Source organism: Elioraea tepidiphila DSM 17972, assembly GCF_000378465.1.
GTDB lineage: Bacteria > Pseudomonadota > Alphaproteobacteria > Acetobacterales > Acetobacteraceae > Elioraea > Elioraea tepidiphila.
The window spans coordinates 131,587-156,932 of record NZ_KB899917.1; the positions used below are offsets into that span (position 1 = coordinate 131,587).

The window sequence follows — 25,346 nt, forward strand, 5'->3', positions numbered from 1 at the left end:
GCCGATGCGCAAGACTCCGGCCGCCGTGCCCGTGCTGGATGCGATCGACCGTCGCATCCTCGCCGAGCTGCAAGAGGACGGCCGCATGACCAATGTCGAGCTGGCCCGCCGCGCCGGCATTTCCGCCCCGCCCTGCCTGCGCCGGATGCGCCGGCTGGAGGAGGCCGGGGTGATTCGCGGCTACCATGCCGAGACCGAGGCGGCGATGCTGGGCTGGCAGGTGCTGTTCTTCGCCATCGTCGGGCTGGAGAGCCAGAAGCAGTCGGTGCTCGATGCCTTCGAGCAGTTGGCCAGCTCCTGGGCCGAGGTGCGCGAGTGCCACATGATCCGCGGCGGCGGCGATTTCCTGCTCAAGCTGGTCGCGCGCGACACCGCGCACGAGAACGAGCTGACGCGACGGCTCACCGAGGCGCCGAGCGTCACGCGGGTGACCACGCTGCAGACCATCCGCACCGGCAAGGACGTCGCCGGGGTGCCGATCCCGCGCGACTGAACGGGCCGCCCAAGAGATCCACCACGGAGGCATTGGCCATGCGACTTCAGGGCCGGACGGCGATCGTCACGGGGGCGGCAAGCGGCATCGGGCGGCGCATCGCTGAACGCTTCGCAAGCGAGGGGGCGAAGGTCGCGATCGCCGATCTCAACCGCGACGCCGCCGAGGCCGCCGCCGTGGCGATCCGCAAGTCCGGGGCGACGGCGAGGGCCGTGGCGATGGACGTCGCCGACGAAGCCGCGGTGCAGGCGGGGGTGAACGTCGTGTTGGCGGACTGGGGGCGGATCGACGTGCTGGTCAGCAATGCCGGCATCCAGATCGTCCACCCGGTCGAGGAATTCAGCTTCGCGGAGTGGCGCAGGGTGGTCGGCATCCATCTCGACGGCGCCTTCCTGCTGACGCGCGCCTGCCTGCCGTCGATGTACGCCAACGGGTACGGCCGGATCATCTACATGGGCTCGGTGCACTCCAAGACCGCCTCGGTGCTGAAGGCGCCCTACGTCGCTGCCAAGCACGGGCTGATGGGGCTCGCGCGCGTGGTGGCGAAAGAGGGGGCGAAGAAGGGGGTCACCGCCAACGTGGTCTGCCCCGGCTTCGTGCTCACGCCGCTGGTCGAGAAGCAGATCCCCGAACAGGCGAAGGAGCTGCACCTGTCCGAGGATCAGGTGGTGAAGACGATCATGCTGAAGGATACGGTCGACGGCGAGTTCACCACCGTGGACGATATCGCCGAGGTGGCGCTGTTCTTTGCGGGCTACCCGAACGCGGCGCTGACCGGGCAGAGCCTGATCGCGAGCCACGGCTGGCACATGGAGTGATGCTCGCCGGCGCGGGGAAGGATCACAGATAGCCCCCGGAGCGCAGCGAGGTGATGCCGTTCCGGCCGACGATCAGGTGATCGCCGACCTCGATATCGACGATCGCGCAGGCGCGGCTGATCTCCTTGGTGAGCGCGATGTCCTGCCGGCTCGGCCGGGCGTCGCCCGAGGGATGGTTGTGCACCAGGATCAGCTTGGTCGCGTGCAGTTCGAGCGCGCGCTTGATCAGCTCGCGCGTGTGCACGGCGACGAAGTCGGTGGTGCCCCGCGCCTGGAGGTCGTCGGCCAGCAGACGGTTGCGGTTGTCGAGGTAGAGGACACGGAAGTTCTCGACCCGTTCGCTCGCGAGCGAGGCATAGACATAGGCCGAGAGCTGGTCCCAGTCCTGCAACACCAGCCCCTCCTGCATGCGCGTGCGCAAGAGCCGCACGGCTGAGGCATTCACCGCCTTGATGCAGACCGCCTGCTCGCGCGTCAGCCCGGCCCGGCGCGTCAGTTCCGCGATCGGTGCGGCCAGCACCTCGGCATAACCCTCGAAGGTGACCATCAGCCGCTCGGCGAGGCGGCGCGCCTCATCCGGATTGGCCACCAGGGTCAGCAGGAACTCGAGCAGCGTGCGGTCGTCGAGCTGATCCGCCGCCTGCGCGACGACAAAGGCGTAGCGGCTGGTGGCATCCAGCGTGGCCGGGGCGTCCTTGGCGAGGTTGTCATGCGCCATGCTGTCGTGCAGGGCCGCGGCGAGGGTCCTGGCGATGCCGCTGTCGGCAGAATGGGGGCTGGGCTCGTGATGGCCCTGCTCGGTCAGCCGCGACAGCCGGGCGGCGAGCGCCTGGCGCTCCTGCTCCGAGATCTTGAGGCGGTCGCGCAACGCCTCGGCCTCGGCGGCACGGCGCCGGCGCTGCACCGCGGAGGCCGCGGCGCGGCGGACGATGTCGATCACATCGCCCATCCGGAACGGCTTCTTGATGAAGTCGAAGGCGCGCACGCGCACGGCATCGATCGCCACATCCGCGGTCGCCCCGCCCGTCATCACAACGACTTCGATGGCAACGGTCTCCTGACGGTTCCAGAGCAGGTCGCTTGCCAATGAGATCCCTGACTGCTCGGGCATACGGAGATCCGTCAAAACAACGCAAATGGAAGCGTCGGCCTTGATCAGAGTCCAGGCCTGCATCGGCGAGTAGGCTGGGACCACTTCGAAACCATGCTGCGAAAGCCCGAAAGTGACGAGGTGAACAATCGCCTTCTCGTCGTCGACAACAAGAATTCTTGGCCTCTCAGGTGCTATCACCTGAGTTCCGACGCCGTCGTCGTCCAGTTTCTCGATACGTCGTCGAGCCATTGTCGACCTTCGCCGATGTCCACGTACGACAGTCTAGTGCGACATCGGCTGACGCGACATAGGGGATTTGCTGGAAATTGGTGCATTCAGAAAAAGTCCTTGCTCTCGTGGCCTGCGCGCAACGCATAAGGACTGTCATACTATTGAAGAGCCGCTCCCCGCAGCAGGCGCCCCGCGCGGACGGGGCCGCAGACCGCGTCCGGTGCCACCAGATCAACCCGCGTCAGCGGTGCGCGACGATCGGCGGCGGCTCTTCGGGCATCCGGTAGGCGTAGCCCTCGCAATCCACCTGCGGATTGATCGGATTGAAGAGCCCCGCCGGATTGTCCTTCCAGAGCCAGACATGCAGGTCATAGTGATGCAGCTCGCGCGGCATCAGCGGCTCATGGCCTTCCATCGGGCCGTCGAAGGGCCGACCGAAGATGTGTGGACGTTCGGTGATGCCGGTCGCGAGCGGGACGAACCACTCGGCCGCGACCAGGTGCAGCGTCCCGTCGCGGGCGGGCTCGTAGACCAGGATCTGCGGCCGGAACGGATCGGGCGTCGGGCCGATCAGCGCCGGATTCAGGAAGTGCACGCCCATCCCGCCGTTCGGGTAGACGACGCAGCCGAGCGTCGAGAAGTAGCCGTCACGGATCGCGACCACCGGGTCGGCGTATTTCGCGAGCGCATCGCGCACCTCGACCAGCTCAGGTGTCAGGGTTGCCGGTACGCCGCTGGACAGGGTCCGCGGGCCATGCGCGGCGGTGGGGCCGGCGGCGATCGCCGCGGCGAGGACCGCGCCCAGGCGAAGGGCGCGCAGCGGGTTGTTGGGTGGTCGGTCGGTCATGGCAGGTCTCCGTGCTGCGGTCTGCGCGTCGTTGCGCTCCCGTCACGCGCACAGGATGACAAGCCAGACTTTCCGCCTCCATCGCCGCACTTCGCCGGATCTTGCCAGAAGTCTCCGGGTGGAATGTGCTACAGTCGCTTGACCCGGAACGCCGCCCCTTCAAGCGCCGCCAGGATCTCCGCGCCGTGCGCGGCATCACGCGCCTCGACCACCAGGTCGAGCTCGGCCGTGCGCACCGAGGGTGCCGCGAACAGCCGCTGATGCGCGACATCGATGATGTTGCCGCCCGCCTGGGCGATCCGACCGGCCACGTCGGCCAGCACGCCGGGCCGGTCGGCGATGTCGACCGCGAGCCTGAGCAGCCTGCCGTCGCGCACCAGGTCGCGCAGCAGCACGTTGGCGAGGATGCGCGTGTCGATGTTCGCCCCGCACAGGATCACGCCGACATGCCGCTGCGCAAACAGAGCCGGATGGACGAGCAGGGCGGCGATGCCTGCGGCACCCGCGCCCTCGGTGACGATCTTCGCCTCCTCGACCAGCAGGCCGATCGCCTCCTCGATCGCGCGCTCGGGCACGACGAGCACGCGCTCGACATGATCGCGGATGATGGCGAACGGCCGCTCACCGATGTCGCGTACGGCGATGCCCTCGGCGATCGTAGCACCTCCGGTCTGGACCGGCTCGCCGGCGAGGCGTTGCGCGCAGGCGGTCCAGCCCTCGACCTCGACGCCGATCACGCGCATCCCCGGGCGGAGCGCGTGCGCCGCCACGGCGCAGCCGGCGATCAGCCCGCCGCCGCCCACCGGAATGACGAGCGTATCCAGGATCGGCGCATCATCGATCATCTCGATCGCGGCCGTGCCCTGACCGGCAATGATCGCGTCGTCGTCGTAGGGATGAACGATCGTCAGCCCGCGCTCCGCGGCAAGCGCCCGCGCGTGCTCGGCGCTGTCCGACAGCGTCTCGCCGTGCAGCATCACCGCGGCGCCATGCGCGCGGGTGCGCATCACCTTGGCGTTGGGCGTGGCGGCCGGCATCACCACGGTCGCGGGAATGCCGAGCCGGTGCGCGTGATACGCCACTGCCTGGGCGTGGTTGCCGGCCGACATCGTGATCACGCCCGAACGCCGCTCCGCCTCCGAGAGTGCCAGCAGCCGATTGAGCGCGCCGCGTTCCTTGAAGCTGCCCGTGCGGTGCAGCGTCTCCAGCTTCATCGCGAGCGAGGCGAGGCCGAGCCGCGCGGCAAGCGCGCCCGCCTGCACGCTCGGCGTGCGTGCGACACCGTCGGCGATCCGTGCCGCGGCCGCGACGATGTCGTCATGTGTGACGGCCACGGCGCGGCGCGGGTTCAGCCGAACCCGACCGCGGTGATCTCGTAGCTCTTCGCCCCGCCGGGCGCGGGCACCTCGACGACATCGCCCACCTTCTTGCCGAGGATCGCGCGCGCGACCGGCGAGGAGATGCTGATCAGGCCCTTCTTGATGTCGGCTTCGTGCGCGCCGACGATCTGCCAGGTGCGTTCCTCCTCGGTCTCCTCGTCGACGAGCGTGACCTTGGCGCCGAACATCACCTGGCTGCCCGACAGCTTGGAGATGTCGATGACTTCGGCCGCGGCGATGATCGCCTCCAGCTCGGCCACCCGCCCCTCGATGAAGCTCTGGCGCTCACGCGCGGCGTGGTATTCGGCGTTCTCCGACAGGTCGCCATGCGTGCGCGCCTCGGCGATCGCGCGAATCACGGCAGGCCGCTCGTTCGTCTTCAGATGCCGGAGTTCATCCTCCAGTCTTGCCAGGCCCTCGGCCGTCATCGGGAATTTCTGCACGGGAGGCGTCCTCTTCGAACCCTTGTCTCGTGTGACTGGAACAACCGAACCGCAGGAACGGGCATCGAGCTTGCCCGGTTCCTGATCTCTGTCAAACGACGCTGCGCGCCCCCCGGTTGCCCGGGAAGGCGCGCGGCTCCGTCCTAGAACGATCCGTGAAAATACGACTGGAGGGGCGCGACTTCAAGCGTGCCGGCCTTCAGGGCGGCGATCGCGTGGACCGCGGCGCGTGCACCGGCCAGCGTCGTGTAGTGCGGGACGTTGTGGGTCAGGGCCGAGCGGCGGATGTCGAAACTGTCCGACACGCTGCGCCCACCCGAGGTGGTGTTGATCACGAGCTGGAACGCGCCGGACTTGATCGCATCGACGCAGTGCGGCCGGCCTTCCAGCACCTTGTTCACCACCGTCACCTCGATCCCGGCCTCGCGGATCGCGGTCGCGGTGCCGCGCGTCGCGGTGATGGTGAACCCCATGTCGGTGAGCCGCCGCGCCAGTGCCACCGCCGCCTGCTTGTCGCCGTCCTTGACGCTGATGAACGCCGTGCCCGCCGCCGGCAGCCGCACGCCGGCGCCGAGCTGACTCTTGGCGAAGGCGCGCTCGAAGCTCGCATCGAGCCCCATCACCTCGCCGGTGGACTTCATCTCCGGCCCAAGCAGCACGTCCACATGCGGGAAGCGCGCGAAGGGGAATACGCTCTCCTTCACCGCGACGTGCCGGCTCACGGCTTCGTCGTCCAGCCGGAACGAGGAAAGCTTGGCTCCGGCCATCACCTTCGCACCGATCTTCGCCACCGCCACACCCGTCGCCTTGGCGACGAAGGGGACGGTGCGCGAGGCGCGCGGGTTCACCTCCAGCACGTAGATCGCCTCATCCTTGATCGCGTACTGCACGTTCATCAGCCCGACCACCTTCAGCGCCTTGGCCAGCGCCTCGGTCTCGGCACGCAGCTCCGCCACCAGCGCGGGCGAGAGCGAGTAGGGCGGCAGCGAGCAGGCGGAATCGCCCGAGTGGATGCCCGCCTCCTCGATATGCTCCATCACGCCCGCGACATAGACCGTGTCGCCATCGGCGATGCAGTCCACGTCCACTTCGATCGCGTCGTTCAGGTAGCGGTCGATCAGCACCGGGTTGTCACCCGAGACCCGCACCGCCTCGCGCATGTAGCGGTGCAGGCCCTGGCGATCGTGCACGATCTCCATCGCCCGACCGCCGAGCACGTAGGACGGGCGGATCACCACCGGGTAGCCGATCCGTTCCGCAATCGCCTCCGCCTCCTCGGCCGAGCGCGCGGTGCCGTTCTCCGGCTGGCGCAGCCCGAGCCGCTTCAGCAGATCCTGGAACCGCTCGCGGTCCTCGGCGATGTCGATCGCATCCGCGCTCGTGCCCAGCAGCGGAATGCCCGCCGCCGCCAGCGCCTGCGACAGCCGCAGCGGCGTCTGCCCGCCATACTGCACGATGCAGCCGAGCACCGTGCCGTTCTGCTGCTCGCGGCGCACGAGCGCGATCACGTCCTCGCCCGTCAGCGGCTCGAAATAGAGCCGGTCGGAGGTGTCGTAGTCGGTCGAGACCGTCTCGGGGTTGCAGTTGACCATGATGGTCTCGAACCCCGCCTCCTTCAGGGCATAGGCCGCATGCACGCAGCAATAGTCGAACTCGATCCCCTGGCCGATCCGGTTCGGCCCGCCGCCGAGGATCACCACCTTGGTGCGATCGGTCGGGTCGGCCTCGCACTCGGCCGGCTCGATCCCGTTGCCCTCATAGGTCGAGTACATGTAGGGCGTGAGGCTCTCGAACTCGGCCGCGCAGGTATCGATCCGCTTGTACACCGGATGCACGCCGAGCTTCATGCGCAGCTTCGCGACCTCGGCCTCCTTCACGCCCGCGAGCACGGCGAGCCGCCGGTCCGAGAACCCCATCGCCTTCAGCCGCTGCAAGCCCAAGGCATCCTTCGGCAGGCCCGCCGCGCGCACCATCTCCTCGGCGTGCACCACCGCCTCGATCTCGCGCAGGAACCACGGATCGAAGCGCGTCGCCCCGTGGATCTCCTCCACCGTCAGCCCCTCGCGGAACGCCTGCGCCACCGCCAGCACGCGATCCGGCGTCGGTGTCGACAGCGCGGCCAGGATCTCGCCCTTCTCCGCCCCCGCCAGCGCCTCCACCTCGTCGAGCCCCGAGAGACCCGTCTCGAGGCTGCGCAGCCCCTTCTGCAACGCCTCGGCGAAGGTGCGACCGATCGCCATCGCCTCGCCGACGGACTTCATGCTCGTCGTCAGCAGCGCCGGCGTGCCGGGAAACTTCTCGAAGGTGAAGCGCGGCATCTTCACCACCACATAGTCGATCGTCGGCTCGAAACTCGCGGGCGTCACCTTGGTGATGTCGTTCGCCAACTCATCCAGCGTGTAGCCGACCGCGAGCTTCGCCGCGATCTTGGCGATCGGGAAGCCGGTCGCCTTGGATGCGAGCGCGGAGGATCGGCTCACGCGCGGGTTCATCTCGATGATCACCATCCGCCCATCGGCCGGGTTGATCGCGAACTGCACATTCGATCCGCCGGTGTCCACCCCGATCTCGCGCAGGCACGCGATCGAGGCATCGCGCATCCGCTGATACTCCTTGTCGGTGAGCGTCAGCGCCGGCGCGATCGTCACCGAATCGCCCGTGTGCACGCCCATCGGGTCGAGATTCTCGATCGAGCAGACGATGATGCAGTTGTCCGCGCGGTCGCGCACAACCTCCATCTCGTACTCCTTCCAGCCGAGCACGCTCTCCTCGATCAGCACCTCGGTGGTCGGCGAGGCGTCGAGCCCGCCCGTGACGATCGCCTCGAACTCCTCCATGTTGTAGGCGATGCCGCCGCCCGTGCCGCCGAGCGTGAAGCTCGGCCGGATCACCGCCGGCAGCCCCACCAGCTTCAAGGCCTCGCGCGCCTCCGCCAGCGAGTGCGCGATCGCGCTCTTCGGGCTCTCGATGCCGATCGCCGCCATCGCGTCGCGGAACTTCTGCCGATCCTCGGCCTTGTCGATCGCCTCGCGCTTCGCCCCGATCAGCTCGACGCCGTAGCGGTCGAGCACGCCGAGATCGGCAAGCTTCATCGCCGTGTTCAACGCGGTCTGGCCGCCCATCGTCGGCAGCAGCGCGTCGGGGCGCTCCTTGGCGATGATCTTCTCGACCATCTCCGGCGTGATCGGCTCGACATAGGTCGCATCCGCGAGCCCCGGATCCGTCATGATCGTTGCCGGGTTGGAGTTGACCAGGATCACCCGGTACCCCTCCGCCTTCAGCGCCTTGCACGCCTGCGCGCCGGAATAGTCGAACTCGCAGGCCTGGCCGATCACGATCGGGCCGGCGCCGATGATCAGGATGCTCTTCAGGTCTTCGCGCTTGGGCATGTCCCATCCTCCGCAAGGGCTCCGCCCTTGCATCCCGCCGGGGGGCCGGAAGGCCCCCCGGCCCCCCCGATTACCGTCGATCCGTCGCCAGCTTCACCGCGAGCAACGCCAAGGCGCCGCCCAGGACCCAGCGCTGCGCCGCCATCCACATGGGCCGCTCCTGGAGGAACTTCGCGACACCGCCCGACGTTGCCACCAGCAGCGCGTCGCCCAAGGTGCACACCAGCACCTGGATGCCACCCAGCACCGCGCCCTGCAGGAACACGGTCCCGCGCGACGGATCGATGAACGGCGGCAGCACCGCGACATAGAACAGCGCGACCTTCGGATTCAGGATCGCTGTGGCCACGCCGATCAGGAACAGCCGCAAAGACCCCTCGCGCGGCATCGGCCGCGGGGCGAACAGGGGCACACCGCCAGGCCGCACGCTCTGCCAGGCGAGCCACCCGAGATACGCCGCGCCCCCGAAGCGCAACACGTCATACGCGGCCGGCACCGCCAGCAGCACGGCGCTGATCCCCGCCGCACCCAGCAGCGCATAGACGAGACTGCCGCACTGGCACCCGACCAGTGAGACGAACCCGGCGCGATGGCCCTGCGTCAGACTGCGCGAGACGAGATAGAGCATGTTCGGCCCGGGCGTGATCCATAGCCCGAAGCTCAGCGCGGCGAAGGTCAGCAGGGTGGTGGTATCGGGCACGGCCTACATCGACGCCGCGTAGCCGCCATCGACCGGGATCGCCGTGCCGGTGACGAAATCCGATGCGCTGCTCGCGAGGAACACCGCGATCCCGCCCAGATCGTCCGGCACACCCCAGCGCCCGGCCGGCGTGCGCGCCACCACCTTCTCGTTCAGCCCGGCCACGTCCTGCCGTGCGCGGCGCGTCAGCGCCGTGTCGATCCAGCCGGGCAGCACCGCATTCGCCTGGATGTTGTCGGCCGCCCAGCCGGTCGCGAGCGCCTTGGTGAACTGCACGATCCCGCCCTTGCTCGCGGCATAGGCCGGCGCGAAGCCGGCGGCGAAGATCGACATCATCGAGCCGATCGCGATCACCTTGCCGCGCCCCGACGCCTTCAGCGCCGGATAGGCCGCCTTGGCGCAGGTGAAGGCGCTGTCGAGATTGGTCGCGATCACCTGACGCCACTCCTCGAACGCCAGTTCCTGCACCGGCTTGCGGATGTTCATCCCGGCATTGATCACCAGGATGTCGAGGCCGCCGAACCGATCCGTGGTCGCCTTCACCATCGCCGCAACCGACGCCGCGTCGTTCACATCCGCCACCACCGACGCCGCGCGCGCGCCGAGCTCCGCCACGGCCGCGGCGTTCTTCTCGATGTTGCGCCCGGCGATCATCACGCTCGCGCCGGCGCCATGCATCGCCTTCGCCATGCCGAGCCCAATGCCACCGTTGCCGCCGGTGACCAGCGCCACCCGCCCGGTCAGATCGAACAATGAACTCACGCTGCCTTCCTCCCTTGCATCATCGTGACGAACCGCTCGAACAGATGATGGCTGTCGGTCGGTCCCGGGCTCGCCTCGGGGTGGTACTGCACGCTGAACGCCGGCAGCGCCTCCGACGCGATGCCCTCGTTCGTGCCGTCGAACAGCGACACATGCGTCACCCGCACGCTCTCCGGCAGGCTCTCGGGGGTCACCGCGAAGCCGTGGTTCTGGCTGGTGATCTCCACCTTGCCGGTGGCGAGCTCCTTGACCGGATGGTTCGCGCCGCGATGCCCCTGGTGCAGCTTGCGCGTCTTCCCCCCGAGCGCGAGCGCGAGCAACTGATGCCCGAGGCAGATGCCGAACACCGGCACGCGCTTCTCCAGCACGCCGCGGATCGCCGGCACGGCGTAGTCACCGGTGGCGGCCGGATCGCCCGGGCCGTTCGACAGGAACACGCCGTCGGGCGCATGCCGCAGGATGTCCTCCGCGGACGCGGTCGCGGGCAGCACCGTCACCCGGCAGTCCGCGTTGGCGAGGCAGCGCAGGATGTTGCGCTTCGCCCCGTAATCGATCGCGACCACATGGAAGCGCGGCGCCTCCTGCCGGCCGTAGCCCGCGGGCCAGGCCCAGGTCGTCTCGTCCCAGCCATACTGCTGGCGCGTCGTGACCTCCTTGGCGAGGTCCATGCCCTCCAGCCCCGGCCAGGCCTGCGCCTCGGCGATGAGCGCCGGCAGGTCGAACTTCCCGTCCGCCGGGTGGGCGAGCACGCCGGTCGGCGCCCCGGCGAGCCGGATGCGCCGGGTCAGCCGCCGCGTGTCGATCCCGGCGATCCCCGGCAGGCCGTGCGACACGAGCCACTCCGGCAGGCCGCGCGAGGCCCGCCAGTTCGAGGCCAGCGTCGGGTCATCCTTCACCGCGAGTCCGCGCGCGGCGGGCGTGGTGGTCTCGATGTCCTCGGCGTTGGTGCCGACATTGCCGATATGCGGGAAGGTGAAGGTGATGATCTGCCCGGCATAGGACGGGTCGGTCAGGATCTCCTGGTAGCCGGTGATGGAGGTGTTGAAGCACACCTCGCCGACCGTGGTGGCGTGCGCGCCGAAGCCGCGGCCCCACAGCACTGTGCCGTCCGCCAGCACCAGGGCGGCGGTCGCGCCGACCGGGCGGCCGTCGGCGCTCGCCGCGGGCTCGGCCGACTCGGCGCCGGGCATGTCGGCGAGCGCCAGCCCCGTCTCCTTCAGGATCAGCGGCCAGTGCTTGGCGGGGATGGTGCGGCCCTGGCGCCACTTGCGGATCGCCTCGGTGCCGACGCCGGTGAGCTGGGCTGCCCGATCCGGGCCGCCGAGCCTGTCGATGATCTCGTCCACGCTGGCCATGGCGCGGAGATACGGGAACAGATTTCCCGCCGCAACCCGAAACCGCATATGGGAACTGCGTTCCCGGGCTGCGTCGCGCGGGACACTCCCCTATAATAGGGGACCACGCATCAAGGAGATCCGCGCATGGGCCTGCGCGAGCAGTTCACCGAGGCGATGAAGGCCTCGATGAAGGCGGGCGAGTCCGCCACCACATCGACCATCCGGCTGATCATCGCCGAGCTGAAGAAGGTCGATATCGAGGCCCGGCCGAAGGGGATCGAGAAGGTCGAGGACGGCGAGATCGTCGCCATGCTGCGCCGGATGGTGAAGTCGCGGCGCGAGAGCATGGAGCTCTACCGCCAGGGCAACCGCCAGGACCTCGTGGACAAGGAGGCGGCGGAGATCGCGGTGATCGACCGGTTCCTGCCGGCGGAGATGGACGAGGCCGGGATGCAGGCCGCCGTGCGCGCGGCCGTGGCCGAGACGGGTGCGGCTTCGATCAAGGACATGGGCAAGGTGATGGCCGCGCTGAAGGCGAAGCATGGCGGCGCGCTCGACATGGCCAAGGCGGGGCCGCTGGTGAAGGCGGCGCTCGCGGGCTGACATGGCCCTGCCCGAAGCCTTCCTGGACGAACTGCGCGCCCGCACCCCGCTCGGCGCGCTGGTGGGCCGGCGCGTGCGGCTCACCCGGGCCGGGCGCGAACTGAAGGGCCTCTGCCCGTTCCATAACGAGAAGACGCCCTCGTTCCACGTCGTCGAGGACAAGGGGTTCTTCCACTGCTTCGGCTGCGGCGCGCATGGCGATGCGATCGGCTTCGTGATGCGCTGCGAGAACCTGGGCTTCATGGAGGCGGTGGAGCGGCTTGCCAACGAGGCCGGTATGACCGTGCCGCGCGCGAGCCCCGAAGCGGCGGCCGCCGCCGAGCGCGCCGCCGGGCTGTCCGCCATCGCCGAGGCGGCGTCTGCCGCCTTCGTCCGCCGACTGCATCTGCCCGAGGGACGGCCCGCGCTCGACTATCTCCGCAAGCGGGGGCTGACCGAGGAGACGATCCGGCTGTTCGGGCTCGGCTGGTCGGGCGAGGGGCGTGGCGCGATCGCGGCCGATCTGCGCGGCCAGGGCGTGACGGTCGAGCAGCTCGTCGCGGTCGGGCTGATGAAGCAGGAGGACGACCGCCCGCCGGTCGATCTGTTCTTCAACCGCGTGATGTTCCCGATCCGCGACCGCCGCGGCCGGGTGATCGGCTTCGGCGGCCGGACGCTGGGTGACGGTCAGCCCAAGTACCTGAACGGTCCGGAAACCGCGCTGTTCTCCAAGCGCCGGACGCTCTACGGACTCGATCTCGCCCGCGCCAATGCCCGCGCCGGCGCCGAACTGGTGGTGGTCGAGGGCTACATGGACGTGATCGCGCTGCACCAGGCCGGGTTCGGCGGTGCGGTGGCGCCGCTCGGCACAGCGCTGACCACCGATCACCTCGCCGAGCTTTGGCGCATCGCCCCGGCACCGGTGATCTGCTTCGACGGGGATGCCGCCGGGGCGCGGGCGGCGCTACGCACCGCCGAGGTCGCGCTCCCCGCGATCGGCCCCGGCCGGACGCTCGGCCTCGCGACCCTGCCGCCGGGCGAGGACCCCGACACGCTCGTGCTGCGCCGCGGCGCGGACGCGTTCCGCGCCGTGCTGGATGGTCGACGCGGCCTCGCGGACGCGCTGTTCGACGCGATCGTGGCCCCAGCGGCCGCCCCGGAAGAGCGCGCCGCCCAGCGCCGGCGCCTGGACGAGCTCGCCGAGCGCATCCAGGACCGCGACCTGCGCGACGAATACCGCCGCCACTTCCGTGACCGCTGGTTCCGTCACCGCCCGGCTGGTCGGGCCGCCCCGGCCCGGCCCTCCCGCCCCGTCCAGCGTCCCGCCCTCGCGGCCGACCGTTCGCGGATGCTGCGCGAGCGCAATCTGCTCGCCCTGCTGCTGACACATCCGATGCTGCTGCCCCGCTTCGAGGATGCGCTCGCGGCCGAACGCTTCGCCTCTCCGCACTGCGAGCAGGTCAGGACCGCCCTGATCGGCCTTGACCCCGAGGGCGCCGTCGACCACCTGCGCAACTCGGGGCTCGCAGAGGCGCTGGAGGCCGTTCTGGGGCGCGGCCTGACCGACATTCCGCCGACGACGCTGCCGGATGCCACGCCGGAGGAGGCTGCCATCGCGATCGAGCGCGCCTTCGCCGGGCTGCACCCGGAGCGGCTGGAACAGGAAGTCGCGGAGGCCCGGGCGGCGCTCGCGGCCGATTTCTGCGAGGCGAATCTCCGCCGGGTCGAGGCGCTGGACCGGATGTGTGCCGAACTGCGCGCCGACTACGCCGAGGACGCCGCGCCATGACCCGTCCCGACCTCGCGAGACACATACATAAGATAGGGGGTGCTTTTTCGCGCCCCCGCCCCGACCACCGACCGAGGTGACCCGAATGGCGAAGCCGACCACCACCACAACCGCCGACCCCTCAGGCGAGGACATTGCCGAGGGCGCCCTGCTCGACACTCAGTCGGCGGCGGTCAAGAAGCTCGTCGCGCGCGGCAAGGAGCGCGGCTACGTCACCTATGACGACGTGAATGCCGCCCTGCCCCCTGGCCAAGTCTCCTCCGAGCAGATCGAGGACACCATGGCGATGCTGAGCGAGCTCGGCGTCAACGTGGTCGAGGCGGAGGAGGCCGAGGAGGCCGAGGCCGCCCCCGTCGCCAAGGCCGCCAAGGCCGAGGAGGAGGACGAGGACGAGGGCTCGGGCGGCAACGTCGACGAGGCCGAACTCGGCCGCACCGACGACCCGGTGCGCATGTACCTGCGCGAGATGGGCTCGGTCGAGCTGCTCTCCCGCGAGGGCGAGATCGCGATCGCCAAGCGGATCGAGGCCGGCCGCGACATGATGATCGGCGGGCTGTGCGAGAGCCCGCTCACCTTCAAGGCGATCATCGCCTGGCACGACGCGCTCCAGCAGGGGAAGATCCTGCTGCGCGACATCATCGACCTCGAGGCGACGCACGGCGCCGGCCAGACCCCGGAGGAGGCCGCGGCAGCAGCGCCCGCATCCGCGGCCGTGGTTGAAGACGAGGCCGGCGGCGAGGAGTTCGACGACGACGAGGGCGCGCAGCTCTCGCTCTCGGCGCTCGAGGAGAAGCTGAAGCCGGAGGTGCTGGCGACGTTCGAGGCGATCGCGGCCGCCTACAAGAAGCTCGCCAAGCTTCAGGAGGGACGGCTGAAGACCCTCTCCGAGGGCGGCACGCCCACGCCCCAGGCGGAGAAGAAGTACGAGAAGGCGAAGGCCGAGGTCGTCGAACTGGTCCAGAAGGTGCATCTGAACAACGCGCGCATCGAGCAGCTGGTCGAGGAGCTGCGCGATCTGAACCAGCGGCTGACCGCATTCGAGGGCCAGCTCCTGCGCCTCGCCGAGGGAGCGAAGGTCAAGCGCGAGGACTTCCTCAAGGAGTATCGCGGCCACGAGCTCGATCCTGGCTGGCTCGAGCGGGTGGCCGGGCTGCCGGGCAAGGGCTGGAAGACCTTCGCGTCCAAGCATGCGGACGAGGTCGAGAGCGTCCGCGCCAAGATCGCCGCGATCGCCAACGAGGTCCACCTCCCGGTGGGCGAGTTCCGTCGTGTCGTGTTGACGGTTCAGAAGGGCGAGCGCGATGCCGCGCGGGCGAAGAAGGAGATGATCGAGGCAAACCTGCGCCTCGTGATCTCGATCGCCAAGAAGTACACCAACCGCGGCCTGCAGTTCCTGGACCTGATCCAGGAGGGCAACATCGGCCTGATGAAGGCGGTGGACAAGTTCGAGTACCGCCGCGGCTACAAGTTCTCGACCTACGCGACGTGGTGGATCCGCCAGGCGATCACGCGCTCGATCGCGGATCAGGCGCGCACGATCCGCATCCCGGTGCACATGATCGAGACGATCAACAAGCTGGTGCGCACCTCCCGGCAGATGCTGCACGAGATCGGCCGGGAGCCGCAGCCGGAGGAGCTGGCCGAGAAGCTCGGCATGCCGCTCGAAAAGGTGCGCAAGGTGCTGAAGATCGCCAAGGAGCCGATCAGCCTGGAGACCCCGATCGGCGACGAGGAGGACAGCCATCTCGGCGACTTCATCGAGGACAAGAACGCGGTGATCCCGCTGGATGCGGCGATCCAGGCCAATCTGCGCGAGGCGACGACGCGCGTGCTCGGCAGCCTCACGCCGCGCGAGGAGCGCGTGCTGCGCATGCGCTTCGGCATCGGCATGAACACCGATCACACGCTGGAGGAGGTCGGCCAGCAGTTCAGCGTGACGCGCGAGCGCATCCGCCAGATCGAGGCGAAGGCGTTGCGCAAGCTGAAGCATCCGAGCCGGAGCCGGAAGCTGCGGAGCTTCCTCGACGACTGAGTGATGCGGGGGGGGCATCCCCCCCCGACCTCTGAACCTCCACTCGTACTGGCTGAGGAACAGCTGGAAGCTCTGGCGCGGGATGCCGTTGAACCGGCGCAGGTGCCGCTTCGCCTGGCTCCAGAAGTTCTCGATCCCGTTGATGTGCGTCTCGCGCGCCGCGAAGCCATCGCCGTGATGGATCCGCCGATGGTGGAACGCCGAGGCATCCAAGGGATCGTCGCTGGCATAGCTGTCCTTGTAGACCATGCTGTCGGGCACGATCATGCGCTCCATGATCGGCATCGGCGTGGCCGAGCGCAGGTTGGGGATCATCACCGTGTAGACCCTGCCGCCGCCAACATAGCTCTGCCCTCTGGTCGACCTTCGGTCTCCGTCCACCTCCATCGCGCCGGGGTGGCACGGTGTACCGCAACCAGCTCAACCGCCGCCCGCTGTTGTTCTGCGCCAGGTGCAGGCTGACGTTGATCTCGCGCAGCCCGGCACCGAAGTCGCGCGCGCCGAATGCCTTGTCTGCGCCCAGGGTAACCGCGTTCGATCGGTCGGCGTGCGGCGCGATGAGGTGCAGCGCGGCCAGCCCCTCGGCGTGGCTCGAGGCGCGGATGACGACGGCTCCGACGATCCGGCCGTTCCGGTTCTCCGTCAGTGCATGGCCCGTGAAGCAGAGCGTCACCTCCTTGCCCGGCCCCTTTCCGAACAGCCTGGCGTCCGGGTCTGTGGTCGATGCATGCGTGTCGGTGCCGCGCGTTTCTGGCCGCGGAAGTCTTCCTCGCCATTGAGGTCCGCATCGGGAGACTGGCCTGAGCCGTCCTTCGGCCGCCCCCTTTCGGTCCTGGCCCATGCTTCCAGGGGCGTGCCGTCGACTGAGAAGAGCTCGGTCGAGAGCAGGCCGCGCACCTTCGGCTGCGCCGGGACCGTGGCCGCAGGCGGCGGCGCTGGGCTTTGGTGCCGTGCTTGAGAGCACCACGTTTGCCGCGCGCCACCTTGTCGACGGCCATATCGTTGCACCGCTTCTTGCAGGTGATATCGGACGCGAACCGCGCGGACACTACCTTGTCTCTCCACTGGCGCAGGCTGCCGCGTCGGAGAGCGGGACGTTTACGCAATGGATCGAGAGGAAGTGCTCCTGCGCATGACCAATTGTCTCATGCCGGACCCCTTCTGCATTGACCTCTGTCCGGTCCTGCATAGCCATAGACGTGAGAGCCTCGCGTTGCCGACGGGCTTCTGTCACAGATCACTGTGACTCAGGTCGATCCGCTTGCGACCGGCGCGGAGGCAGACACGCTCCAGCTCACGGCACCAGACCGAGCGCACGCCGAACAGCACTGTCAGACAGTCCGCGCGCCTGCATGCTGGCATCAAAGTCCTGCTCCGTTACCGCGATGATGTGGCGCGCGATGAAAGCCGCCCCCTCGCGTGCGCCATCCTCCGCGCGCTTCAGGCAGCACTCCCACTCCAGCGTCGCCCAGCCGTCGTAGCCGTGCTCCGCAAGACCCGAGAACACGGCGCGAAAGTCGATCGTGCCGTCGCCGAGGCTGCGGTAGCGGCCGGGCCGATCGATCCAGGTCTGGAACCCGCCGAATGCACCTGATCGGGCGGACCGGCGGAACTCCGCGTCCTTCACATGGAACGCAGCGATCAGCGGCGCATAGGCATCGATAAAGCCGCGATAGTCCATGCCCTGCAGAACCATGTGGCTCGGGTCGTATAAGAGCTTGATGCGCGGGTGGTTGCCGAGGGCTGCGCGGAACCGCTCGAAGGTGACGCCATCATGCACGTCGCAGCCGGGATGCGGCTCGACGCAGAGATCGACGCCGGCATCGTCGAAGGTCTGCACAATGGGGCGCCAGCGCCGCGCGAGCTCGGCGAATCCCTCGGCGATCAGGCCGGCATCACGGAGCGGCCAGGGATGCACGTAGGGCCACACCAGCGCGCCGGAGAACACCGCGCAGCGCGCCACGCCGAGCGCACGGCACGTCTGCGCCACGTGGCGAAGCTGCTCGGCCGCCCACGCCGCGCGATCCTCGACATCCGCCGGTGCCATGCGCTCTGCCGCGACACTATAGGCCGGGTGGTGCGCGAGCAGCCAGCCGAACCGCTGTGCCCCGAGTTCCGAGAGCACCAGTCCATGATCAGCGAGGACCCCGCGCACCTCGCCCGCGCGCGCCGACGAACGGGCGATCGCTGCGACGTCGAGGATGCGCGCATCGTGTGTCGGCACCATGACGCCGCGGAACCCAAGCCCCGCGGCCCATCGGGCCAGTCCGGGCAGTGAATCGAAGGGCGGCGCCGCGCCGATGAACTGCGAGAGGAACACCCCCGGCCCCTTCATCGTCGCAGGCTTCGCCATGGCGACCCCTTGTCAGCGGAACGACCCGGTCCTCAGAATGGACCGGTTTCGTGCGGGAAGGGAGAGGGGCGTCCGTGGCAACCGTGAGCCTGCGCCAGGTGCGCAAGGCGTTCGGCGGGGTCGAGGTGGTCCACGGCGTCGATCTCGAGATCGCCGATGGCGAGTTCGTTGTCCTCGTCGGCCCGTCGGGCTGCGGCAAGAGCACGATCCTGCGCATGGTCGCCGGGCTCGAAGACATCACCTCGGGCGAGATCGCGATCGACGGCGCGGTGGTGAACGAGCGTGATCCGAAGGATCGTGACATCGCCATGGTGTTTCAGGACTACGCGCTCTATCCGCACATGTCGGTGGCCGAGAACATGGCGTTCTCGCTGCGCTATCGGGGTGTGGGGAAGCCCGAGATCCGCCGCCGCGTCGAGGAGGCGGCCTCAATCCTCGATATCGCGCATCTGCTCGCCAGGCGCCCGCGTGAGCTCTCGGGCGGCCAGCGCCAGCGCGTCGCGATGGGCCGAGCGATCGTGCGCGACCCCAAGGTGTTCCTGTTCGATGAACCGCTCTCGAACCTCGACGCCAAGCTGCGTGTGCAGATGCGGACCGAGATCAAGCGTCTGCGCGACCGGCTGCGCGCCACCACGATCTACGTCACGCACGACCAGGTCGAAGCGATGACGCTTGCCGACCGGATCGTGGTGATGCAGGGCGGCCATATCCAGCAGGTCGGCACGCCGGAGGAGATCTATGACACCCCCGCTACCAGCTTCGTCGCCGGTTTCATGGGGGCACCGGCGATGAACCTTCTGCCCGGCGCGATCGCGGGCGGCGCCGCGGTGCTGCCCGACGGCACGGCGATCCCACTACCGCCGGACGCACACGGCTATGAGGGCGAGGCCCTCGTGATCGGACTGAGGCCCGAGCGTCTCGGCTACCTGGCGCCGGATGCGCCGACGGATCGTCCGGTGATCGACGCGCCGGCGGTAGTTGTCGAGCCGCTCGGATCGGAAACGCTGGTCACGCTCGATCTCGCCGGCCATGCGCTGCATGTGAAGGTGCCGCCGCGCAGCGTGCGCCGCCCGGGCGAGCGTGTGCGGCTCGCGATCGCGCCGGACAGCGTCCATCTGTTCGACCGCGATACGGGGCGGCGCCTGTGACCGCGCCGATGCGGGTCGGGCTGATCGGCTACGGCGCCTGGGGCCGACACCATGCGCGCGCGATCGCATCCGCCCCCTCGGCGCGGCTTGCCGTGATCGCGGCGCGCGGCGAGGCGGCCGAGGCAGCGCGTCGCGCGTGGCCCGAGGCGCGCATGGTCGGCGATTGGACCGAAGCCGTGACCGCGCCCGAGATCGAGGCTGTCTTTGTCGCCGTGCCGAACCACCTGCATGCCGAGGTCGCCCAGGCGGCGCTCGCGGCAGGAAAGCACGTGCTGCTTGAGAAGCCCATGGCGCTCTCGCTTGCCGAGTGCGACCGGCTGATCGCCGCCGCGCGCGCCTCCGGTCGTGTCCTGACGATCGGCCACGAGATGCGCCTTTCCACGCAGTGGGGCCGGATCGGCGCGCTGATCGATGAGGGGGCGATCGGCAGGCCGCGGGTGGTGCAGATCACGCTGTTCCGCTTTCCCTACCGATCGGGCTCGGGCGGTTGGCGCTACGACCGCGCGCGCGTCGGCTCATGGCTGCTCGAGGAGGCGGTGCACCACGCCGATCTCGCGCTCTGGTGGCTGCGCGGCTCGGGCGAGCCGGTGTCGCTGCGCGCGAACGCCGTGGGCGATCCCGGCATGCCGCACGCCCTCGACGCCACGCTGCGGTTCGCCGACGGCGCGGCCGCGACCATCGTCAACACGGTCGCTGGGTTCGAGCATCATCTCGCCGTCTCGCTCATCGGCGACGGCGGCTCGATCCGTGCGCTCTGGTCTGCCGCGATGGACCGGGCCGAGACGGCGTCCGCGAGCCTGCACCTGTTCCGCGGACGCGCAGCGCCGGGCGAGCGCGCCGAGGCACTCGACTTCGCCCCCTCGGGCGAGGTGCATGAGCTCGCGACCCAGGCGGAACGGGCGATCCAGGGATTCCGCGCCGGCCGGGCGATCGTCACGCCGGAAGAAGGCCGCGCGGCGGTGGCCGCCTGCCTGCTCGCGGAACGCTCGGCGCGCGAGGGCCGCGAGATCGCTTGGCGCGAGGCCGCTGCCTGATCTAGCATCGAAACCAAACCCCACCAGAACGGGAGGACTGCAATGCTTGGCCGCCGCTCCGCCCTCAAGGCATCCGTGGCGCTCGCCGCCTCGCTCGCAACCCCGGCGATCGCGCAGACGCGCCGGCGCATCAGCTTCCTCACCTGGAACATCATCGATCAGGAGCCACTGATCCGGGGCTGGATCGAGAGCTTCCAGCGCGCCAACCCCGGTGCCGAGGTCGAGTGGCTCGACAAGAAGGGGCCGGAGCTGCCGCCGTTCTACCAGACGCAGCTGGCCGCCGGCACGCCGCCCGACGTGATCAACACCCAGGGTGCGCTCTGGCTGGAATATGCCGCGAACGGCGCGTTGATGGACCTGACGGAGGCGATCGCCGGCGATCCCGCGGTCAAGTCGCGCTTCAACGCCGAGTATCTGGCGAACTGGACCTACCAGGGCCGCAACTTCATGGTGCCGTTCTACATCACCAAGACATTGCTGTTCTATAACAAGCCCCTGTTCCAGCAGGCCGGCCTCTCCGGCCCGCCCGGCTCCTTCGACGACATCCTCGGCTTCGCCGACCGGATCAAGGGCGGCGATCGGACGGGCTTCCTGACGCTCAACTTCGACTGGCTCTACTGGCCGCTGTTCGCGATGAACGGCATCGAGCTGCTGACGCCGGATCTGAAGAAGACCGCGTTCAACACACCGAAGGCCGCGGAGGTCGTCGAGAAGCTCGCCCGCGCCTCCGACAGCGGCGCGATCAACAAGATCTCGTGGACGGGCCGCTGGGTCGAACCCAACGGCGCGTTCGGCGCCGGCAATGTCGGCATGCTGCACGCGCACTCGCCGGCCTACTACTTCTTCCGCGGTCAGGGGACCTGGGTGACCCCGGAGAGCCTCGGTGTCGCGCATGCGCCGGGCGGCTACTCCACGCCGAACAGCCATGGGCTCGGCGTCAGCAAGGGCTCGCGCCACCCTGACCTTGCGGTTGCCTTCGTCAAGCATGTCACCGCCGACGCGCAGGCCGGCCAGCTCGCCAACCAGCGCCGCATCCTCACCGGCAACACCGCCGTCGACACCGCGCTCCTGGCGAAGCTCGAGAAGGAGGATCCGACCGTCCACGCAATCCTGCGCACCCAGATCGAGCATACCGACAAGATGGTCGGCAACTGGCGCACGCCGCTCGACAGCCGCATCAAGGAGGCCTTCTGGCCCGAGCTCCAGAACGCGCTGCTGGGGCGCAAGCCGGCGGCGCGCGCGCTCGCCGATGCCGAGCGGCGCGTGCAGCGGGAGCTCGACCGGGCCTGACCGTGGCCGGAAAGGTAGGCTGGTACGGCAGGAAGCGGACGCGCGAGCTTGCGCTGATCGTCTGCTTCCTGCTGCCTTCGCTTGCGATCTTCCTGCTCTACCGCATGATCCCGCTCGGCTGGAACGTGGTGCTGTCGTTCCAGTCCTGGTCGCCGATGCGCCCGGCCCGTTGGGTCGGGTTCGAGCACTACGAGGAGATGTTCCTCTGGGATGACGTGTTCTGGCAGGCGTTCTGGAACACCCTGATCTGGATCGGCGCCGCGCCCGTCGCGATCGTGCTGGCGCTCGGGATTGCGCTCCTGGTGAACAGCGATCTCAAGGGGGCCTCGGTCTACCGCACGATCGTCTTCCTGTCGTATCCGCTGATGACGGTCGCGGTCGGGATCATCTGGCGCTGGATGTATGACGAGCGCGGCGGGTTCTTCAACTGGGTCTTGCGCTCGACCGGCGTCATCGAACAGCCCCTCGGCTTCCTGGCCTCGTTCGACATGGCCCTGCCCGCGGTGATCGTCACCGATATCTGGCAGGTTATCGGATTCTACATGATCGTGCTGTTGACGGGGCTCCAGTCGATCCCGCAGCATCTCTACGAGGCCGCGCGGATCGATGGTGCCCCCGCCCGGGCACGGTTCTTCCGCATCACCCTGCCGATGCTGCGGCCCTCGCTGTTCCTCTGCGCCGTGATCGGGCTGCTGAACAGCTTCACCAGCTTCGATCTCGTCTACATCATGACCAATGGCGGCCCGGGCCACGCGACCGAGCTGCTGATCACCTACATCTACAAGGCCGGGTTCGGGCAGACGAAGTTCGACTATGCCGCCGCGATCACGGTGGTGCAGTTCAGCCTGCTGCTGGTGCTGACCGTGCTCGCCAACTGGGCGGCCGGCGGCAATGCCGGGGCGGTGGAGCGCGACTGATGCGCCGCGGTTTTCCCTGGGCCCGCCACGCCGTGCTGGTGCTGGTCTCGGCGGTGATGCTGCTGCCCTTCTACTGGGTGCTGAAGACCGCGATCACCGACGAGAACATCTATGCCTATCCGCCGCGCCTGACGCCGCTTGACCCGCATCTCTTCAACTTCGTCGATGTCTGGTACCTGATCCCGTTCCCGCGCTACCTGCTGAACAGCGTGATCGTCTCGGCGCTGGCGGTCGCCGGCAATGTCGTGCTGAACGCGCTCGCGGGATACGCGCTCACCAGGCACTTCCCGGCGAAACGCCTGGTACTGCTGCTGCTGCTTTCCTGCATGCTGATCCCCTTCCAGGCGACGATCATTCCCGCCTATCTGATCTCGGCCCGGCTCGGCGTGCTGAACACGCATCTCGGGCTCGCCCTGCCGCTGCTCTCCACCATCGTCTGCATCTTCATCTACAAGGCCTCGTTCGAGGCGGTGCCGAAGAGCCTGATCGATGCCGCGCGCATCGACGGGCTCTCGGAGTGGCGCATCATCGCCACCGTGCTGCTGCCGCTGTCGAAGCCCGCGATCGCGACCAACGTGATCCTCGCCTTCATATGGTCGTGGAACAGCTTCATGTGGCCGCTGATCATCACGCGGGACGCGGAGATGCAGACCCTACCGCTCGGCCTCGCCCGCTTCCTGTCCTATCTCGAGGACACCACGGGTGCGCTCTACGCCTTCGTGGTGATGGTGCTGCTGCCGGGTATTCTTGTGTTCCTGATGGCGCAGAAGGAGTTCATCCGCGGACTCACCTCGGGAGCGACCAAGGGATGAGCGCGTCCTGGCTGCGGTCGCGCTGGGTGGTCGTGCCGGGAGCGATCCTTGCCAGCACGCTCGCCTGGAACGTCTATGTCGCGGCGCACGCCACCGGCGTGATCGAGGGCCGCGTTGTCGACCGCTCGGGGAGGCCCGTGGAGGGCGCAATCGTGACCCTGTTCAATCGCTCGTTCATCACCAACGATCCCCGCCAACGGACGATGACGGGACCGGAGGGGCGCTTCCGCTTCGATGGCAACGACAGCCATGCCGTGCAGCTCGAAGCCGAGGTCGCGGGGCACCGCAGCGAGCGGATGACGGTGCGCCTGTGGTTCCGCGCCCAGGAGCGGAGGCTGGAGACCCCGCTGGTGCTCGCCGGACGATGAGGATCGACGGCTCGACGCGGATCATCGGCATCGTCGGCGACCCGACGGCGCACATCAAGGGCTTCGCCGAGTACGCGGACGGCATCGCTGCGCGCGGCGCCAATGCGGTCTATCTGGCCATGCATGTCGCTCCCGACGGGCTCACATCCTTCCTCCACGGCATGCGGCACCTGCGCAACCTGGCGGGGCTGGTGCTAACAATCCCGCACAAGATCGCCGGCCTGACGGTCGCAACGCCCGACGAGGCGGCGCGGCGCGCCGGGTCGGCCAACATGTTGCGCCCCGCGGCCGAAGGCTGGCAGGCGGGCAACTGCGACGGGGCGGGGTTTCTCGCGGGCGCGCGCGCAGCCGGAATCATGATTTCCGGCAAGCAGGTACAGGTTCTCGGCGCCGGCGGAGCCGGCCGCGCTGTCGCCATGGCGATCGCGGGCGAGCGTCCGGGGGCGATCGCGGTGCACGATTCCGATCGGATGCGCGCGGAGGCGCTTGTTGCTGCGCTGCGCGAGACGTTCCCCGGGTTGTCCGCCGTGGCTTCGCTGGGGCGGTCTGACCTCCTCGTCAACTGCACGCCGATCGGCATGGATCGCGACACGCGGTTGCCCTGCGACCGCTCGCTCATCCCGACCGGTGGCGCGGTCTATGACATCGTCAACCGTCCCGATACGCCGCTCGTGGTGGAGGCGCGCGCGCGTGGCTGCCGTGCTGAGCACGGCTGGAGCATGATGGCCGCCGAGATCCCGCTGATCCTCGACTGGATGCTCGGGCCACGATCGTGACAGGCGCCACGATCCTGCACGCCGACGATGTCGGCATGCGCCATGGCGCGAACGCGGCCTTTCTTGTGCTCTCGCGGAGAGGCGCGATCGGCGGCGGCAGTGTGATCGTGTCCTGTCCCTGGTTTCCGGAGATCGCCCGCACGGCTGCATCGGCGTCTCGACGAGGCCTCCCCGTTCGGCTCCGTGCATCCGACGACGTCGCTCACATCAGCGGTGGCCACGCGCACCGGCATGCGCCCGTTTCGTGACTCTGAACGGTCAGCGACTGGCGTGGCGCATCGCGTCGGCAAGGTCCCAAATGTCCTCTTAACCATCTTGCCTGACGGATTGTTGGATGGTTTCGATTGGCCTGCGTCCCTGGTTTCGGTAGCCGAGATGCGGCCGTTCGGTGTTGTAGTGGATCAGCCAGGCGTCGAGATCGGCCTGCAGCGCTTCGACCGAAGCGTAGACCTTCTCGCGCATCGCCACGCGGAAGAACTCGTCCAGCACGGTGCCGTTGAAGCGCTCCACGAAGCCGTTGGTGCGCGGCGTGCGCACGCGCGTCCTGCGGTGCTCGATCTCGTTCAGCGCCAGGTAGAGCTCGTAGGGGTGCGTCTCGGTGCCGCAGAACTCGCGACCGTTATCGGTCAGCACCGCACCCACCGGCAGATCGAGCTCGCGGTAGAACGGCAGCACGTCGTTGTGCAGCACCGCCACCGCTGCTTCGGGCTGCTTGCTGACGTGCAGGAAGCCGAAGGCATAGGAGCCGAAGGT

At 68.8% G+C, this 25,346-nt stretch carries 23 protein-coding genes and 1 pseudogene; 13 read left to right on the forward strand and 11 right to left on the reverse strand.

Annotation, left to right across the window (positions count from 1 at the left end; translation table 11 throughout):
* Window positions 1-4 precede the first annotated feature (4 nt).
* Window positions 5-493 carry an Lrp/AsnC family transcriptional regulator gene (locus tag F563_RS0108195; protein ID WP_019014181.1) on the forward strand — a complete coding sequence of 163 codons (489 nt, stop codon included), beginning with the start codon at window positions 5-7 and terminating at the stop codon, window positions 491-493.
* A 38-nt stretch (window positions 494-531) separates the two neighbouring features.
* Window positions 532-1,311: a 3-hydroxybutyrate dehydrogenase gene (locus F563_RS0108200; protein WP_019014182.1), complete on the forward strand. Its 780-nt coding sequence runs from the start codon at window positions 532-534 to the stop codon at window positions 1,309-1,311.
* A 22-nt stretch (window positions 1,312-1,333) separates the two neighbouring features.
* Here F563_RS0108200 and radC read toward each other — a convergent pair whose 3' ends face one another.
* From radC to carA, 8 genes are all read right to left on the reverse strand, one after another.
* Window positions 1,334-2,653 carry a RadC family protein gene (radC, locus tag F563_RS23880; RefSeq protein ID WP_084596451.1) on the reverse strand — a complete coding sequence of 440 codons (1,320 nt, stop codon included), beginning with the start codon at window positions 2,651-2,653 and terminating at the stop codon, window positions 1,334-1,336.
* Window positions 2,654-2,876: 223 nt separating this feature from the next.
* Window positions 2,877-3,482 (reverse strand): hypothetical protein, encoded by a 606-nt coding sequence (locus tag F563_RS0108210; RefSeq protein WP_019014184.1) that lies wholly within the window; start codon window positions 3,480-3,482, stop codon window positions 2,877-2,879.
* A gap of 128 nt (window positions 3,483-3,610) precedes the next feature.
* A complete protein-coding gene (locus F563_RS0108215) occupies window positions 3,611-4,816 on the reverse strand; it encodes a threonine ammonia-lyase (protein WP_019014185.1) in 1,206 nt (401 codons plus the stop codon).
* A 14-nt stretch (window positions 4,817-4,830) separates the two neighbouring features.
* The gene (gene greA, locus F563_RS0108220; RefSeq protein WP_019014186.1) at window positions 4,831-5,304 is read right to left on the reverse strand and encodes a transcription elongation factor GreA; all 474 of its coding nucleotides are present in this window, start codon (window positions 5,302-5,304) and stop codon (window positions 4,831-4,833) included.
* Window positions 5,305-5,447: 143 nt separating this feature from the next.
* Window positions 5,448-8,693, reverse strand: coding sequence for a carbamoyl-phosphate synthase large subunit (carB, locus tag F563_RS0108225; protein ID WP_019014187.1), 3,246 nt, complete (start codon window positions 8,691-8,693; stop codon window positions 5,448-5,450).
* 70 nt (window positions 8,694-8,763) lie between these two features.
* A complete protein-coding gene (locus F563_RS0108230) occupies window positions 8,764-9,393 on the reverse strand; it encodes a LysE family translocator (RefSeq protein WP_019014188.1) in 630 nt (209 codons plus the stop codon).
* Between the two features lie 3 nt (window positions 9,394-9,396).
* Window positions 9,397-10,155: an SDR family NAD(P)-dependent oxidoreductase gene (locus tag F563_RS0108235; protein ID WP_026299424.1), complete on the reverse strand. Its 759-nt coding sequence runs from the start codon at window positions 10,153-10,155 to the stop codon at window positions 9,397-9,399.
* Entirely contained in the window at window positions 10,152-11,510 is a 1,359-nt protein-coding gene (carA, locus tag F563_RS0108240) for a glutamine-hydrolyzing carbamoyl-phosphate synthase small subunit (protein ID WP_019014190.1), read from the reverse strand. The genes F563_RS0108235 and carA overlap by 4 nt, the downstream gene beginning before the upstream one ends.
* A 126-nt stretch (window positions 11,511-11,636) precedes the next feature.
* On the opposite strand from carA, the gene F563_RS0108245 reads away from it, so the two are divergent.
* From F563_RS0108245 to rpoD, 3 genes are all read left to right on the forward strand, one after another.
* Window positions 11,637-12,095, forward strand: a complete 459-nt coding sequence (locus F563_RS0108245; RefSeq protein ID WP_019014191.1) for a GatB/YqeY domain-containing protein — start codon at window positions 11,637-11,639, stop codon at window positions 12,093-12,095.
* 1 nt (window position 12,096) lies between these two features.
* The gene (dnaG, locus tag F563_RS0108250) at window positions 12,097-13,863 is read left to right on the forward strand and encodes a DNA primase (RefSeq protein WP_019014192.1); all 1,767 of its coding nucleotides are present in this window, start codon (window positions 12,097-12,099) and stop codon (window positions 13,861-13,863) included.
* Between the two features lie 85 nt (window positions 13,864-13,948).
* Entirely contained in the window at window positions 13,949-15,895 is a 1,947-nt protein-coding gene (rpoD, locus tag F563_RS0108255; RefSeq protein ID WP_019014193.1) for an RNA polymerase sigma factor RpoD, read from the forward strand.
* A 33-nt stretch (window positions 15,896-15,928) separates the two neighbouring features.
* Here the strand turns inward: rpoD and F563_RS24390 are convergent.
* Together F563_RS24390 and F563_RS0108265 are read right to left on the reverse strand one after the other, a co-directional pair.
* Window positions 15,929-16,288: pseudogene (locus F563_RS24390) on the reverse strand (transposase); the annotation flags it as partial.
* A 901-nt stretch (window positions 16,289-17,189) separates the two neighbouring features.
* Window positions 17,190-18,248 carry a sugar phosphate isomerase/epimerase family protein gene (locus F563_RS0108265; RefSeq protein WP_019014194.1) on the reverse strand — a complete coding sequence of 353 codons (1,059 nt, stop codon included), beginning with the start codon at window positions 18,246-18,248 and terminating at the stop codon, window positions 17,190-17,192.
* 74 nt (window positions 18,249-18,322) lie between these two features.
* Between F563_RS0108265 and F563_RS0108270 the strand changes: the two genes are divergently transcribed.
* From F563_RS0108270 to F563_RS25950, 8 genes are read left to right on the forward strand one after another with little or no spacing between them, the layout of a single operon-like run.
* Entirely contained in the window at window positions 18,323-19,396 is a 1,074-nt protein-coding gene (locus F563_RS0108270; protein ID WP_019014195.1) for an ABC transporter ATP-binding protein, read from the forward strand.
* Window positions 19,393-20,430, forward strand: a complete 1,038-nt coding sequence (locus tag F563_RS22020; protein WP_019014196.1) for a Gfo/Idh/MocA family protein — start codon at window positions 19,393-19,395, stop codon at window positions 20,428-20,430. Before F563_RS0108270 ends, F563_RS22020 begins: the two co-directional genes overlap by 4 nt.
* A 42-nt stretch (window positions 20,431-20,472) precedes the next feature.
* Window positions 20,473-21,720, forward strand: a complete 1,248-nt coding sequence (locus F563_RS0108280) for an ABC transporter substrate-binding protein (protein ID WP_019014197.1) — start codon at window positions 20,473-20,475, stop codon at window positions 21,718-21,720.
* Between the two features lie 2 nt (window positions 21,721-21,722).
* Window positions 21,723-22,637, forward strand: a complete 915-nt coding sequence (locus F563_RS22025; protein WP_019014198.1) for a carbohydrate ABC transporter permease — start codon at window positions 21,723-21,725, stop codon at window positions 22,635-22,637.
* Complete coding sequence (locus F563_RS0108290; RefSeq protein WP_019014199.1) at window positions 22,637-23,449, forward strand: carbohydrate ABC transporter permease; 813 nt, start codon at window positions 22,637-22,639, stop codon at window positions 23,447-23,449. Before F563_RS22025 ends, F563_RS0108290 begins: the two co-directional genes overlap by 1 nt.
* A complete protein-coding gene (locus F563_RS0108295; RefSeq protein ID WP_019014200.1) occupies window positions 23,446-23,817 on the forward strand; it encodes a carboxypeptidase-like regulatory domain-containing protein in 372 nt (123 codons plus the stop codon). The genes F563_RS0108290 and F563_RS0108295 overlap by 4 nt, the downstream gene beginning before the upstream one ends.
* Window positions 23,814-24,593, forward strand: a complete 780-nt coding sequence (locus tag F563_RS22030; RefSeq protein ID WP_019014201.1) for a shikimate dehydrogenase family protein — start codon at window positions 23,814-23,816, stop codon at window positions 24,591-24,593. The genes F563_RS0108295 and F563_RS22030 overlap by 4 nt, the downstream gene beginning before the upstream one ends.
* A complete protein-coding gene (locus tag F563_RS25950; RefSeq protein WP_211211406.1) occupies window positions 24,590-24,841 on the forward strand; it encodes a ChbG/HpnK family deacetylase in 252 nt (83 codons plus the stop codon). Before F563_RS22030 ends, F563_RS25950 begins: the two co-directional genes overlap by 4 nt.
* A 58-nt stretch (window positions 24,842-24,899) precedes the next feature.
* Here the strand turns inward: F563_RS25950 and F563_RS22035 are convergent.
* On the reverse strand, window positions 24,900-25,346 hold a 447-nt coding region (locus F563_RS22035; RefSeq protein ID WP_019014202.1), incomplete at its 5' end, for an IS481 family transposase.

What these genes read in the sequence shown, in the direction of transcription:
- F563_RS0108195 (WP_019014181.1), top strand. Translation starts at nt 5, where the DNA reads ATGCGCAAGACTCCGGCCGCCGTGCCCGTGCTGGATGCGATCGACCGT.
- F563_RS0108200 (WP_019014182.1), top strand. Translation starts at nt 532, where the DNA reads ATGCGACTTCAGGGCCGGACGGCGATCGTCACGGGGGCGGCAAGCGGC.
- radC (WP_084596451.1), bottom strand. Translation starts at nt 2,653, where the DNA reads ATGGCTCGACGACGTATCGAGAAACTGGACGACGACGGCGTCGGAACT.
- F563_RS0108210 (WP_019014184.1), bottom strand. Translation starts at nt 3,482, where the DNA reads ATGACCGACCGACCACCCAACAACCCGCTGCGCGCCCTTCGCCTGGGC.
- carB (WP_019014187.1), bottom strand. Translation starts at nt 8,693, where the DNA reads ATGCCCAAGCGCGAAGACCTGAAGAGCATCCTGATCATCGGCGCCGGC.
- carA (WP_019014190.1), bottom strand. Translation starts at nt 11,510, where the DNA reads ATGGCCAGCGTGGACGAGATCATCGACAGGCTCGGCGGCCCGGATCGG.
- F563_RS0108245 (WP_019014191.1), top strand. Translation starts at nt 11,637, where the DNA reads ATGGGCCTGCGCGAGCAGTTCACCGAGGCGATGAAGGCCTCGATGAAG.
- dnaG (WP_019014192.1), top strand. Translation starts at nt 12,097, where the DNA reads ATGGCCCTGCCCGAAGCCTTCCTGGACGAACTGCGCGCCCGCACCCCG.
- rpoD (WP_019014193.1), top strand. Translation starts at nt 13,949, where the DNA reads ATGGCGAAGCCGACCACCACCACAACCGCCGACCCCTCAGGCGAGGAC.
- F563_RS0108265 (WP_019014194.1), bottom strand. Translation starts at nt 18,248, where the DNA reads ATGGCGAAGCCTGCGACGATGAAGGGGCCGGGGGTGTTCCTCTCGCAG.
- F563_RS0108280 (WP_019014197.1), top strand. Translation starts at nt 20,473, where the DNA reads ATGCTTGGCCGCCGCTCCGCCCTCAAGGCATCCGTGGCGCTCGCCGCC.
- F563_RS0108290 (WP_019014199.1), top strand. Translation starts at nt 22,637, where the DNA reads ATGCGCCGCGGTTTTCCCTGGGCCCGCCACGCCGTGCTGGTGCTGGTC.
- F563_RS0108295 (WP_019014200.1), top strand. Translation starts at nt 23,446, where the DNA reads ATGAGCGCGTCCTGGCTGCGGTCGCGCTGGGTGGTCGTGCCGGGAGCG.
- F563_RS22030 (WP_019014201.1), top strand. Translation starts at nt 23,814, where the DNA reads ATGAGGATCGACGGCTCGACGCGGATCATCGGCATCGTCGGCGACCCG.